This is a genomic window from Prauserella flavalba, from assembly GCF_003202235.1.
Taxonomy (GTDB): Bacteria; Actinomycetota; Actinomycetes; order Mycobacteriales; family Pseudonocardiaceae; genus Prauserella_A; species Prauserella_A flavalba.
This window is the reverse complement of record NZ_MASU01000022.1, coordinates 99,959-113,031: the sequence shown is the minus strand read 5'-3', so window position 1 is coordinate 113,031 and position 13,073 is coordinate 99,959. Positions and strand designations below refer to the sequence as shown.

The 13,073-nt window shown below is 64.0% G+C and carries 9 protein-coding genes; 2 read left to right on the top strand and 7 right to left on the bottom strand.

What is annotated here, in order from left to right:
- Positions 1 to 397 precede the first annotated feature (397 nt).
- Together BA062_RS36740 and BA062_RS36735 are read left to right on the top strand one after the other, a co-directional pair.
- Positions 398 to 634 (top strand): helix-turn-helix domain-containing protein, encoded by a 237-nt coding sequence (locus BA062_RS36740; protein WP_342768981.1) that lies wholly within the window; start codon positions 398 to 400, stop codon positions 632 to 634.
- A 13-nt stretch (positions 635 to 647) separates the two neighbouring features.
- Positions 648 to 1,871, top strand: coding sequence for a tyrosine-type recombinase/integrase (locus BA062_RS36735; protein ID WP_110343738.1), 1,224 nt, complete (start codon positions 648 to 650; stop codon positions 1,869 to 1,871).
- Positions 1,872 to 2,011: 140 nt separating this feature from the next.
- Here the strand turns inward: BA062_RS36735 and BA062_RS36730 are convergent, their stop codons facing one another.
- The 7 genes from BA062_RS36730 to glnA all read right to left on the bottom strand — a co-directional run bounded on the left by BA062_RS36730 (position 2,012) and on the right by glnA (position 12,925).
- Positions 2,012 to 3,298, bottom strand: coding sequence for a PD-(D/E)XK nuclease domain-containing protein (locus BA062_RS36730; RefSeq protein WP_110343737.1), 1,287 nt, complete (start codon positions 3,296 to 3,298; stop codon positions 2,012 to 2,014).
- Positions 3,295 to 5,604, bottom strand: a complete 2,310-nt coding sequence (locus tag BA062_RS36725; protein ID WP_168214196.1) for an argonaute/piwi family protein — start codon at positions 5,602 to 5,604, stop codon at positions 3,295 to 3,297. Before BA062_RS36725 ends, BA062_RS36730 begins: the two co-directional genes overlap by 4 nt.
- Positions 5,605 to 5,859: 255 nt before the next feature.
- On the bottom strand, positions 5,860 to 7,344 hold the full coding sequence (locus tag BA062_RS36720) for a UvrD-helicase domain-containing protein (protein WP_110343736.1): 1,485 nt from the start codon (positions 7,342 to 7,344) through the stop codon (positions 5,860 to 5,862).
- A complete protein-coding gene (locus BA062_RS36715) occupies positions 7,328 to 9,202 on the bottom strand; it encodes an ATP-dependent nuclease (protein WP_168214195.1) in 1,875 nt (624 codons plus the stop codon). The genes BA062_RS36720 and BA062_RS36715 overlap by 17 nt, the downstream gene beginning before the upstream one ends.
- Positions 9,203 to 9,334: 132 nt before the next feature.
- On the bottom strand, positions 9,335 to 10,417 hold the full coding sequence (locus tag BA062_RS36710; protein ID WP_110343734.1) for an ImmA/IrrE family metallo-endopeptidase: 1,083 nt from the start codon (positions 10,415 to 10,417) through the stop codon (positions 9,335 to 9,337).
- Positions 10,418 to 10,473: 56 nt separating this feature from the next.
- Positions 10,474 to 11,166, bottom strand: a complete 693-nt coding sequence (locus BA062_RS36705) for a hypothetical protein (RefSeq protein WP_146240137.1) — start codon at positions 11,164 to 11,166, stop codon at positions 10,474 to 10,476.
- A gap of 334 nt (positions 11,167 to 11,500) precedes the next feature.
- Positions 11,501 to 12,925: a type I glutamate--ammonia ligase gene (glnA, locus tag BA062_RS36700; RefSeq protein WP_110343770.1), complete on the bottom strand. Its 1,425-nt coding sequence runs from the start codon at positions 12,923 to 12,925 to the stop codon at positions 11,501 to 11,503.
- Between the last annotated feature and the right edge of the window lie 148 nt (positions 12,926 to 13,073).

Genomic DNA, 13,073 nt, shown 5'->3' with positions numbered 1-13,073 from the left:
CTGCCACCACCCGGACGGGTGGACCTTCGACGCCATCACCGCGCTGCAGCACGACGTGGACGAGGAACTGCGCCGCGAGGGATATCCGGTGCAGCCGTGGCCTGAGCCGGTTCGGCGGACCCGCACCCGTCCGGCTGATGGTGGTGCGCAGCGGCCCCCTGGCCGGACACCGGCGCGGCGGCGCCGCGGCACCCGCCCACAACGCCGTACGGGGCCGAACGGCGGACCGCGCGTCTCACGTACTGGCGATCGCCCGCCCGGTGGCTAGCGGCCGATGAAAAGGCTTCTCTATGAATCGCGCTTGACGGCTGCGGTGTATGGAGCGTGGATATCCCGTGGCCGTCAACTGAAATAACGCGGCCTCCATTTTCCCTCGTCAGCGGCGAAAGGGGCTGCCGTGCTCTTGCTGTTTAAAAATCCGGGCCGAAAAGGTCTTGGAGGAACAATGGACAAGTCTTCGAGTATCGACCGGCTGTGGACCGTGGATGATGTTGCGGCCTATTTGCGTGTCCCCGTCGAGACCGTGCGCGCCTGGCGCAAGAGCGGCTCCGGACCGCCTGCTCGGAAATTGGGAAAGCATCTCCGATACGACCCGGCCGCCGTTCGTCGGTGGGCCACGGCCGACGCCGCCTGACAGGGGGACGACAATGGCGCACATCCAGGACCGCTGGTACAGCGAGAAAATCGACCCCGACACGGGTGAGCCGGTGCTCGATGCCAAGGGGCGGCCGGTCAAGCAGAAGACTTCCTTCTACGGCAAGGGGATGCGGTACAAGGTCCGCTACATCGACCCGGACGGTCAGGAACGCTCGAAAACGTTCCCCGACCGCAAGTTGGGTGCGGCGCAGGACTTCATGCACCAGATGGAAAACGACATGAAGAAGGGAACTTATCTCGACCCCGACGCGGGCAAAATCCATTTCAAGGAGTTCGCGGAAACGTGGCTCAATTCCCAGACCTTCGAAGAAACCACGCGAGAAGGAACCGAGATTCGACTGCGGTTGCACGTCTACCCCCACCTGGGTAACCGATGGCTGAGCGCGATCAAGCCGTCGAATATCCGCGAGTGGGACCGTGCGCTCCAGAAGAAGGGGCTGGCCGAGACCTACCGGCGTCTGATCTTCGCGAACGTCTCGGCGATCTTCTCCGCCGCCATCGACGACGAACGCCTGAACAAGAACCCCTGCACCGCGAAGTCGGTCACCGCACCACGCGGCGAGTACCCCAAGATCGTCCCGTGGGTGCCCGAGCGCGTGCACGGCGTGCACGACGCCCTGCCGGACCGGTACAAGGTCACGGTGCCGCTCGGCGGCGGATGCGGGCTTCGCCAGGGCGAGGTCTTCGGCATCTCGCCGGACGACGTGGACGAAGACACGGAGAAGTTGCGGGTCGAGCGCCAGATCAAGATCGTGCGCGGGCAGTTGGTGTTCGGCCTGCCCAAGCACGGCAAGACCCGCGAGGTGCCCCTGCCGACCGAGGTGCGGCTGGCGATCAAGGAGCACGTCGAGCAGTTCCCCCCGCTGAAGATCACCCTGCCCTGGGGCGAGCCCGATGGCGACCCGGTCACCGTGCGCCTGCTGCTCTACACCCGCGAAAGCACCGCGATCCACCGGATGTACTTCAACCGGCACGTGTGGAAACCAGCGCTCCGCGAAGCGGGCGTCGCCGAACCGGTACGAGCCGACGGCTTCCACGCCCTGCGCCACTTCTACGCCTCCGTGTTGCTGGACGCGGGGGAGAACATCCGGGCACTGGCCGAATACCTCGGCCACGCCGACCCGGCCTTCACCCTCCGCGTCTACACACACCTGATGCCCTCCAGCGCCGCCCGGACCCGTTCGGCGATCGACCGCATCTTCGGCGGCGAGTGACACATTGCGTGGTCAGTGGTGGCCGGGTTTCTCGGCCCCCACTGACCGTGCTGCGTATCGCCTGGCCGCCCCGCTAAGGCGACGGTCCGGTTCACTCTGACAGCGCTCTAGACGGCCTGACCTTGGCGGGCGAGATCAGCTCAGTGTGAGTTGTTTCGTCGGCGGTTGCTTCGGTCGGGTACGGGTACGTGGCTGGGCCGGCTGGCGATGATGACGTCGGTGATGTCAGGCATCTTGAGCAGGGCGTTGCGAGTCGTGCCGTGTTCTTGTACGGAGGCGGATTCGTCGTAGATGAACACGGCCAGCTTGCGATAGGGCTCGTTGTCGGTCAGGTAGCCGACGTAGTCCTGGATGATTTCCTTCTCGAAGGTCTTGAAGTCGGCCGCCTTGCGCGCGTACTTGACCTCGATGAGCAAACCGAGCGACGGGATGCCGAAGTCGGCGCGGTAGGTACTGTGCCCGAGTTTGCGCAAGGTTTCCTCGTCGACCAGGTCGTCGAAAACCGGGCGCAGGATGAGCCAGAGGATGTTCTGGACTTCGCGTTCTTCGGTGATCGGCCAGCGGATGGGATGATCAAGAGTGTCGTTGTCGTAGCGCCAGTGGCGCATGGCGTCCTCGAATCGGCCCAGCAGTACGCCTACATGGCTGCGGCTGAGGATGAGGTCGTCGACGCTGGCCGTGACGATGTGTGCGGCTGCCGCGAGCAGCAATGCGGCCCGCGGGGCTGAGGATGGTTCGGTCTGTCCCAGGATGAGGCCGCTGAGCAGCCGGGAGCGCAGATCGTGCAGGTCGTTGGGGTCAGTCAGGTCGACGCTCCTGTCGGCGGTCACAAGCCAGTGCAGGCCGGCGAGATCGACAGGGTCGTCGAGTTGGCGTGGGTCGGGTCGGAAAGCAGTGGGGGCCGCGATGATGTGGCGTGCGTGCTGGTGGAACATCCCGAGCAACGCGGTTGGGGACTGTAGGCGGGGGTCGTGGAGTACTTCTGCCAGCCAGGTGCGTGCCTGGGGTGCGTACTCGTGGGCGGCGTTGACGGCCAGCGCGAGTCCGACGACCTGGCCGGGGTCGTTGACAAAGGTGACGCCGTCGGCCTGGAAAGGGTTCTTGCGCATCAGTGCCGGAAGTCCTTCGGCGAGGTGGCGCCGCCCGGTGTGGGATGCGGTGGAGGCGAATTCTGCGAGGCCGTAGCCGAGGATGGCCAGTCCCGAGGAATGAGCCAGGCGGTCCTCGTTGTCCTGTAGCCATCCTGCGGTCATGGGGTTGACGTTCCAGGCGAAGCTCACGCGGTGATCACCCAGGATGTGGTGGGCGAGCAACCCGTCGAGGTTGCCGGGCAGGTTCGCGCGCAGCACGAGTTGTTCCAGGCTGGCGATCTGCGCTGCCAGTTGCCCGGTTGGGCTGGCAGCGTCTGGTGCCTCTGGCGCGGTCACAGGAACCACCTGCTGGAACGCAGTTTGGTGGCGAGGATGTCGGGGTTCCAGTTCCGCACGTGACGGAGGTGACCGAGAAGGTCGGCGATCAACTCGGAGTACAGGATCGTGACGGGTGCACTCGAGGGATACATCCTGCGCCAGGACATCGCGGTGAAACGGAACGCCTGCCGGGCGAGGTACTCGATGTCGGTGAAGGTGGACTCACGGTGCAGTTTCAGCAACAACGGCTTGGGCGCGCCGTGTAGGGCGCTTTTCAGGTCCATTGGGCCGCTGACGGCCAGCAGCATCTCGTGGGTGCCGATCGGTACGGCGTAGCCGCGGTCGGGCACGTAGTGGCCCTTGGCGCGTCCGTTGCCCCGGCCTGATATTCCAGAGCTGGCGCGGTCGAACATCATCCATTCGTGGTCAGTGCTCACGTGCACGAAGGCGAACTCGACCTTGGCGTACTGGCTGGTCAGGTCTTCCACGAGTTCCTTGACTGCTATCGCTTCGGCGTCTTTCAGCGGCTTGAACACATGGAAGACGAGGCGGATCTCGTCGCCGGGCTGCCAGGCGTTGCGGGCCTTGACGTCCTCGATGCACTCGGTCAGCGATCGCAGGAGTTCGCCGGGGTAGTCCTCGTAGTCCGCCTCGCGGGAGGTGTTGGACAGCAGGTAGTTGCCGTCGGCGCTGAAGACGGTGGTGATGCCGACGACTCGTTCGGGGGCGGTGTTGCGGCTGGCTTTGACGTGGGAGCTGCCGATCCCGATGACCAGTTCCTGGGTCAAGGCACGTGGTGCGGCGATGACGAAGGGGATGCCGCCGAGCTTGGCGTAGCAGGCCAGGGCGATGCTGTCGAGCGGATAGCCGAGTTTGCTCTGTCGGGCGGTCTCGATCCGGACCTCCTGGACCGGGACGCCCTGGCCCATGAACGTCGACTTCGCGACCAAGTAGGGGCTGTCGTCCCCGGTCAGATGCACCTGGGCCTCGCTCGTGATGACGATGGCCAGGTCAACCTCGCCCGCCTGCAGCACCGCCTGGCACGCCTTCCGGTAGGCGCCCGCGTCGGTTGGGCTGCCGTCGAAAGGTTGCAGGCGGACATCGCAGCCGCCGAGGTGGTATTTGCGGATGAAACCCTGCCCGTAGACCCGCTCGCCTTGAACCCCGTGGAGGAACTTGGTCATGAACTGCTCCACGATGCCTTTGTGGGCGCGGGGGGTGACCACCGCGATTCGCGGTTTCTTCTTCGCGAAGAACTCCACGTCGAACGGCCCGTACTCGTCCAGGCCGCGGTCGGCCGAGCGGTGGGTCTTATCGCCGGCTTGGTCGAACTTGAACGTCGGCGCCTCGCTGCGGCTCCATGTCGCGGCTCGGGCGGTGCTCGTCGAGCCGACTGGTGGCTCCAGAGTCACCGAGAGACCGTGGGCGATCTCCAGCGGGCCGCGGCGGGCCAGGTTGCCGGCGATCTCGATCGTCTTCTCGAACCGGCCGAACGCACCGAGCAGCCCGAACGTGGCCAGCTCCAGCTCCTTGATGATCTGGGCGCCGTCCGCGCCCGCCACCGTATTGATGACGGTGTGGAAGATGTCACGGCGGCTCTCCAACCATGCCCGGCTCGCCGCCACGCGCGGATCGCCGGGCGCATCCCGCAGGACTAGGTCGGGGCCGTCGACGTGGTCTACGGCTCCGACGTTGCGGCGGGTCGCGGTGGGGTCCATGTGCGCGAAAGGCTCGATCGTGCCGTCGTCGGACACCACGTAGCAATCGCGGACGCTGACCCCGAGCCCGATCAGCTCCTCGACGGTCAGGTCGATCTCATAGCGGGTCTTCACCCCGACGATCACGCCGGGGGCACCGGACGGTCCGACGACCCGGCTGTCCAGGACGTACTGCGGGAACACGTGCAGGTCGCGCACTGCTTCAGCCCTGCGGCCTTGGGTGGCCGCTGTGAGCAGGTCCTTGCCCTCCCGCCGCGATACGAAGTTCGCCCGTCCGGGCTTGCGCAGCGTGTAACCCCACTCCAGCACCGAGCGCAGCAGTGCCTGTTGCACCAGCCGCATCGTGAGCCGTCGGTACTCCCTGGTTACGAACGTCGTCGGCTTCCCGTGCAGTTCCGCGTCGGCTACCAGCGGAACGCAGGCGATGCCTCCGCGGGTCCTGGACACAACGTGGGTGTCCACCAGTTCTGCACGCAGCAAGTTCAGCTGGTCGGGTGACTCGAAGTCGATCAGACCGCCGTCGAACGCCTCTGCCGAGAAGGTGACCGGCACGAAGTTGAAGGCGAGCTGAGGTGAAACCGGCCGCTGCCCGCGCATATCGCTCATGCCTCGCGCCCCTTCTCTGCCGATAGGCCCACGGACCGGTCTGGTGTGGCCTTCGGTGTGCCCATATCACTCCAGGTGACCATCATCTCACCCAGCCCCGACGGTTTCCGGTGGTCGCAGCATCGGCACGGCACCGGTGGTCGCGAAAGGTGACTTAGGGTTCCTTGCGATAGGGGAGTTGTTGTCAGGGTCGCTGGACAAAGACAGCTCACAGTCCTTCCGCCGTCTGCGCCTCGGTCACGCGCAGCGCAGACTTCAGATCGAAATCGTTCGCACTCTGCTGCGGGTCAACGCGACGTATAGCTTGCGGTGCTCTTCGTTCAAGCCATCGAGTCCTCTGGCCAGTGTCTCGCGTTCACCGTCGGTGAGCCGAACGGCGACAGTGTCCCACTCGCGCCCCTTGGCTTGGTGAATAGTGATTCCAGGAATGAATTTCGGTGTATCACTCCGAAGGGCCTGTCGAATCTTCTCTAGGCGGGCAACTTGTGTGGGATGCTTTCTTGGAAATTCCCGTGGCGACTCAGTCCGCACGACGCCGACAAGCTTGGTCCAGGCCGCATCGGCGGACTTCGGGTCTGCGCTAGCAAGAACCTCAAGGATCTCGGTAAAGGGCTGCGACATCCGAGCGACAGCTTCCGGATCGGTGATACCAAGGTTTGTGAGAGCTTCTCCCAGGAACGTTGCGTGCTGACCCAAAGTGATTTGGGTGACCCGATCAAGGAGTAGAATAGCCGCCGCCTCGGTTGGGTTCTCGGGAGTACTGCTGAACGAGAGTGGAAGTACGTTATCTCCGCTTCCCCAGAGGTTCTTCCATGTGCCAGCTAGAACCACGTCAGCGTCCAGTGAGGTGCCGAATGGAATGGTAACTGGCTGTCCGGCGCGGAGCCTCGCTGATAGCGCCTGGGCCTCCTGTGTGCGAAACCGAAACGACTTGGTTAGTGCGCGACGGATGAAACCCTTCTCTTGGACGAGATTGGGAACATGCTCAGGTCGAGCCCCGCGGAATCGGTAGAGCGCTTGCCAGGGATCGCCGATTATGCTCGTGTCAATGCCCTGTTCGCAGACGATATCGACTAGCCACAAATCAAGGGGGTTGGCGTCGAATACCTCGTCGACGATCAGGGCTCGAATCGTGTCTTGCAGACGTTCCGCAATTGCATTGGCGATAGTTGGCCTGTTTAGTGTGGTAGCCAGCACTCTGCGAATGTCGTCGTGAGTGCATTCACCAGCGCAAACAGCCTCTCGAAAAGGTTCTAGATCGACTCGGTTGTCGTGATCCCTGGCCCACCCGGCAGTCACGGCGATGTTGTTGTCGTCGTCGACGGTGAGGTACGGCTGCTGGCGTTTCCAATGGTGTGCGAGACGGACTTTCCAGGTGTCATGGACGGTCAGTTCCGCGTGGCCTCCAGGCCAATGCAGCAACCCCCGGCGCAACAGGTACGTCAGTAGATCGCAGAGTACGGTATCGAGAGTAACCACTCGATGCGGCCATATCAACGCGCTCGACCCCCAGCGTCGGCGGATACGCTGCGCCAATTCTGCCGTGGCCGATCGTGTGAAGCTGACAGCGACCACGGCTCGGTCGTCGCGGTGAGGGCTGAAGCGAAGGATACCGAATCGTTCAGCGGCCACAGTTGTCTTACCGGAGCCGGGCGCCGCTTCGATATACGTGTTGGCGTCAGTACTTCCGGCTGCTCGGGCTTGCTCGGCAGTAAGTGCCTCCTTAGATGTTGTGGTCATCGAGTCCGGGCTCCGCAGTCACAGGTACCGGGATTTCTTCTGCAACGTATGACTCGTAAAGAAAGGTGAACATCTCGGTCATATGATCCGGAACCGTCACGTTGAGCCGCTTTTCGAGGCGGTCAAGAAGGATATCCGCGAGCGCCATCGCAAACTCGCCCTTCTTGGATGCGCCAGGTCCGGCGGGAACTGCCGGTGTTCCGTTCGTCTTATTGGCTTTCCTGGCGCTGCGAAACAGCTCGTGAATCGACTCACGTGTGATTGGCGAGGGGTGCTCCAGTTCGACGGAAGCGAGCGCGGCGAGTATGGCTTCTTCATTCCCGGACGTCACTGCGGGTTCGAGCGTTGGATGGTTTGGGAAGAAGCCGACTATCTTGTCATCGTGGTCTGTCAGCCACGCCGGGCGGCGGGGTTCTTCATTGAAAGGAAGGTCACTATCTCGCAGGACTGCCACGCGATCCGCCAACTCGTACTCTTTTGTGGCGAGCAGGCGAACGGGCCACGAGCCGACCTTATGGCCCATGACCACAATGGTCAGCGCGTCGATGAACGCCTTCCGTTCGAGATCTGTGCCAGCCCAGGCGCGGCCGAATTGTCGCACGAGAAGGGCGTCCGTGACGCCTTCAACCAGAACGAGCCGCTCCGCGAATAGTGCCGCCGACCGAGTCGCGTCGAGATGCAGACGGGCCATCCGAAGGACCTCGTTGCGCCCGACGATAGGAATCGTGGCGATAGTGCGAGCAACTGGCCGGCCTACGTGGTCGCGGCGCAACACAACGACCTCTTCGGGCCGGCACGTTGTGATGATATCGGTCGCGTGGCTGCTCAAGATCACCTGAAGTTCTGGTCGCCTTTGCGCCACTGCGCGCAAGTACCGCACGAGCCCGTGCTGGAGTTGGGGATGGAGGTGGGCCTCGGGTTCCTCGATGACGACCGTGGCGTGGAACGCGCTGGGCGGAAAGAAGGAGTCTTCCTCGGAGTCGCGCTCGGCGTCGGCGTTTGCGGTCCGCTGACGTGCCTGGATTGTGTCTTGGCCGTTGTCCCCGAGTGCACCGTCTCCAGGCCCGAAAGCGGGTTCTTTGTTAGGTACGGGCTGTTCGTCGGTTTCGGGGTGGTCGGAGGTGCTTGTTTCGTTCGCAGTCAGGTCCGGGATGGCCGCCAAGGTGACGGCGACGTGCAGGAGGTTGATGTAGCCCAGGCCGGAAATTTCGAGTCGGCGTGCGTCGAGGCGATTGTCGGTGACGCCGATCAGCAGCTCCAGCACGCGAGCGAGGTACGCATCGTCGATGACTTGACCGCCGATGAAGGGGTGTTGGCGGCTGACTCCGGCCGAGAGCGCCGCGAGATGTCCATCGATGCGTTCCTCGACTGCTTTGATCAAACCGTCGCTGGTGAGCGCCTCCAGTAGGGCCGACGCCTTGCTTCGCAGCCCTACAAGGTTCCTACTGCCGTTCGCCCGTTGCTGTTGCGCACGCAAGAGTTCGATCAGGATGCGAGCTTCCCGGCGCGCGAGCTCGTCCAGCGGATTGCGGTACGCCGGCAGGTAAATCAATCGGAACAGGTCCTGGTGTGGCGATGCGACCAAAGCTCTGGTCTCGATCTGACCGAGTGATCGTCCGAGTCCACGGGTCCACGTCGTGGCTACGCCCTTCGCATCGACGCCGCTCTGAGTATGCAGCAGGCGACCGAGCGGCCCCTCGACGTCAGGCGCGGTTGCGTACTCGTACTCCACCTCGATCGTGCGTGGAGGAGCACCAAGGGTGGATGAGGGCGGTCGTCCCAGCCGTGGAAACACCTGCGGATGCGCCAGGTAGAGGGCATCGCTGACCGTGGTTTTACCCACGTTGTTGGCACCCACCAGCAAGCTGAACCGTCCAGGAAAACGGCACTGAAGTTCAGCGTCAGCTGCAGCCCTGAACCCCCTGATCGCAAGGCGGCTGAGATGCACAGAACCTCCAGTTAATGATCGAGCCGAGAATCGCGATGCTGGTCAGGGTTGCGGCGTGACGGTGACGCGGAGCCGCGGCTTCGTCTCGCTGCCCGCGGTCACGACGCCGTTGATCTGGTCGATCGTCAGGCGGCTGGCCGCGGCGAGGTGGTCGAGCGTTGTGCCGGCGTCTGATAGCAGCGCGGTGGCGGCGCCGAGTAGATAAGGCGATTCGGGAGGTCCAAGTGGTCCAGGCTCGGGGTAGCCCTGGACGGCGAGGTGCTGATTCGCCCGACGGTATGAGTGTTCGCTCCACAGGCCGATGGAATGGGCGCGATATGCCAACGCCGCCAAACTGATACCCCACTTGGTCTTGGCCTGGAGAAGCAGGTCCCAGTCGACCTTGCGGGGAAGGTCAGGCTCGAGTTCGGCAGTTGGCGCGAGGAACTCGGACGCGAACTGGTGGGCCTGGCTTTCGATGATCTTCGAGCCGGGCTCGACGTCTTGGTGCATGACGAGGTGACCGAGTTCGTGCGCGGCGTCAAACCGGCTTCGGGCGCGGTCATCCTTGGCGGGGGAGAGCAGCACAAGAGGTCGGTGGCCGATTTCAGTCGAAAATGCGTCAACTCGCGGGTCGACGTCGGATAGAAGACGGAGAACGACGATGCCGTGGGCTTCCAGGAGTCGCACAACATGAGGTACGGGTCCAGGCTCGACGCCCAGTCTCTTGCGTGTGTTCGCAGCTATGGTGGCTACCTGATCAGACGTGGGCTCGCCGTCGACAGGTTCGACGATATCCGTCACGGTGGGCAGGTCGACGTACTGTTCAAGAACGTCCACAACCGCCAAGGCGATCTCGGCGAAGGCCAACGCCTGATCGCGGGCGATGGCTGGGGTCGCGCGAAGCGATCGGAAGTGTGCGGCGCTCGCGGGGACCTGCTCGATGGGGCGGCCTTGTCGGAAGAAGTCTGTGGGAACCCCCAATGCCAGGGCCAGTTCGGCAACAACGGCGTTCGTCGGGCGCGCGGTGCCGCGCTCGAACTGCGTGATCGCGGCAGCGGTCACGGTGGTCTTAGCCGCAAGCGTCGTCCGTTGCAGTCGCCGGAGACGCCTGGCGAGAGACAAGCGCCTTCCATCGAAATCCACGACGGTTCCGGTGGCCCGCCGTCGACGCGCGCGCAGGACGGGGCCGGACTCAGGAGTCACTGCGGGTTGCCCTTCCCCGTCTGAGGCTTGAGCGTGACGGACGGAGTCGGGGCCACGCCACTCCCGAAAGACGGTCCACTGTCAGGCTGCGGCGTGACCTCGTCCGTACTGACCGAACCGGGATTCGGCTCATCCCACCATGCCGGGACGACGGCGATCCACCGATCCGGGCCGGTCGTCGGCAGCCCGAACCAACCTGCGGTCAAACCCGAAGTCAGGTCGCCAGCCCATACCGCGAACACGTCGCGGCAGGCATGTACCGGGTGCACGCCGTCGGGCTGTTCGACCTCGAACAGGGAAGCCATCCCCAGCATCGGTGCCATCGCCGCATACACGGCGTGGTTTCGGGAGGCCGCGTCCAAACGTGCTCCACTGGACCACTCGAAATCGCTGGCAAACCCAGGTCGGCGACCAGCCCGCGCGGGCGCCTTGACCATGCGGATCTCGCAGCCCGGTAGGTGCAGGACGGTGGCGTTGTGTTCCTTCGACGCGGACACGCCGGCCGATCGCCACCGATCATCGCCCTGAACGCGGGCGAGTATTCGATTCGCCAGGTTCCGACTTGACTGCGAAGCCAAGGTCCAGGAGTCATCGTAGAGCTCCTCGGGCTCATGCCGGTCCCGGTTCGCGGTCCAGACCGCGCCGATCTCCTCCCGCAGGAAGTCGGTCAAGCCGACCTCGCCCAGCATGTCCCGAATCGACTCCAGGCGCGCAACCCCGTCCGGGTCCCAAGACTCCATGAGTAGAGTTAAGCAGACGAGCCTGACCGACCGATGAGCGACATGCCGAATAGTAGAAGCAAGATCGTTAGGTCAAGAATCAAGTGAGATCGCCCGATCGGGGTGGGTGGGCTATCTCCGACCGTCGTCGCGCCACCGGTCTTGACCTGTGCTGATTACGCTTCGTACACGCAACGCGGCCCCGCCGATGGCGGGGCCGCGTGCGTTTTTTCGCTATGACGGCCTGTAGACGGCCTGGGGTGGTCGAAAACAGGCGTTTTACCAGGTCAAACCCGGTTTCGCATCACACGTCGTAGTAGAGCGCGAACTCGTACGGGTGCGGGCGCAGGCGCAGCGGATCGATCTCGTGCTCCCGCTTGAAGCTGATCCACGTCTCGATCACGTCGGGGGTGAAGACGCCACCCTCGAGCAGGAAGTCGTGGTCGGCTTCCAGCGTGTCGAGCACGGTGCCCAGGTCACCAGGAACCAGCTTGACGTTCTTGGCCTCCTCGGGCGGCAGCTCGTAGAGGTCCTTGTCGATCGGCTCCGCCGGCTCGATCTTGTTCTTGATGCCGTCCAGGCCGGCCATCATCATCGCCGCGAACGCCAGGTACGGGTTACCCGACGAGTCCGGGCAACGGAACTCGATGCGCTTGGCCTTCGCGTTGTTCCCGGTGATCGGGATACGCACGCAGGCCGAGCGGTTGCGCTGCGAGTACACCAGGCTGACCGGTGCCTCGAAGCCCGGCACGAGCCGGTGGTACGAGTTCACGGTCGGGTTGGTGAAGGCCAGCAGGCTGGGGGCGTGGGCCAGGATGCCGCCGATGTAGTGACGCGCCGTGTCGGACAGGCCCGCGTAACCGGACTCGTCGTAGAACAGCGGCTCGCCGTCCTTCCACAGCGACTGGTGGCAGTGCATGCCCGAGCCGTTGTCACCGAAGAGCGGCTTCGGCATGAACGTGGCCGTCTTGCCCTGGGCGAAGGCGGTGTTCTTCACGATGTACTTGAACAGCTGCAGGTCGTCCGCAGCGTGCAGCAGCGTGTTGAACTTGTAGTTGATCTCCGCCTGGCCGGCGGTGCCGACCTCGTGGTGGGCGCGCTCGATCTCGAAGCCCGAGGCGACCAGGTTCGCGACGATGTCGTCACGCAGGTCGGCGAAGTGGTCGACCGGCGGCACGGGGAAGTAGCCACCCTTGAACTTGGTCTTGTAGCCCTTGTTGCCGCCCTCTTCCTCGCGGCCCGTGTTCCACCAGCCCTCGACCGAGTCGATCTCGTGGAAGCTGCCGTGCTCGGTCGAGTCGAAGCGCACCGAGTCGAAGGTGTAGAACTCGGCCTCCGGGCCGAAGAACACCGTGTCGGCGATGCCGGACTCGGCGACGTACTGCTCGGCCTTGCGCGCGATGTTACGAGGGTCGCGGCTGTAGGCCTCGCGAGTGAACGGGTCGTGCACGAAGAAGTTCAGCGACAGGGTCTTGTGCTTCCGGAACGGGTCGATCCGCGCGGTGGCGGCGTCCGGCAGCAGCAGCATGTCCGACTCGTGGATCGACTGGAAGCCGCGCACCGAGGAGCCGTCGAAGGCGAGACCCTCTTCGAACGCGTCCGCGTCGAAAGACTTGGCCGGGACGGTGAAGTGCTGCATGATGCCCGGCAGGTCACAGAACCTCACGTCGACAAATTGCACGTCCTCGTCGGCGATCAGACGCAGGACATCGTCTGGAGTAGTGGACACCCTCGGTGACTCCTTCATGTTCGAGCTCGTGCGGCAGTACTCACTTCGGCTCACGCTAGAAGCGCGGTGTTGCCCGACCGTCACCCGAATGTTTCGCCGGTGTTAACGGGTGGGCGGATATCGCATCTTTCGGATAGGAGACCAGGCG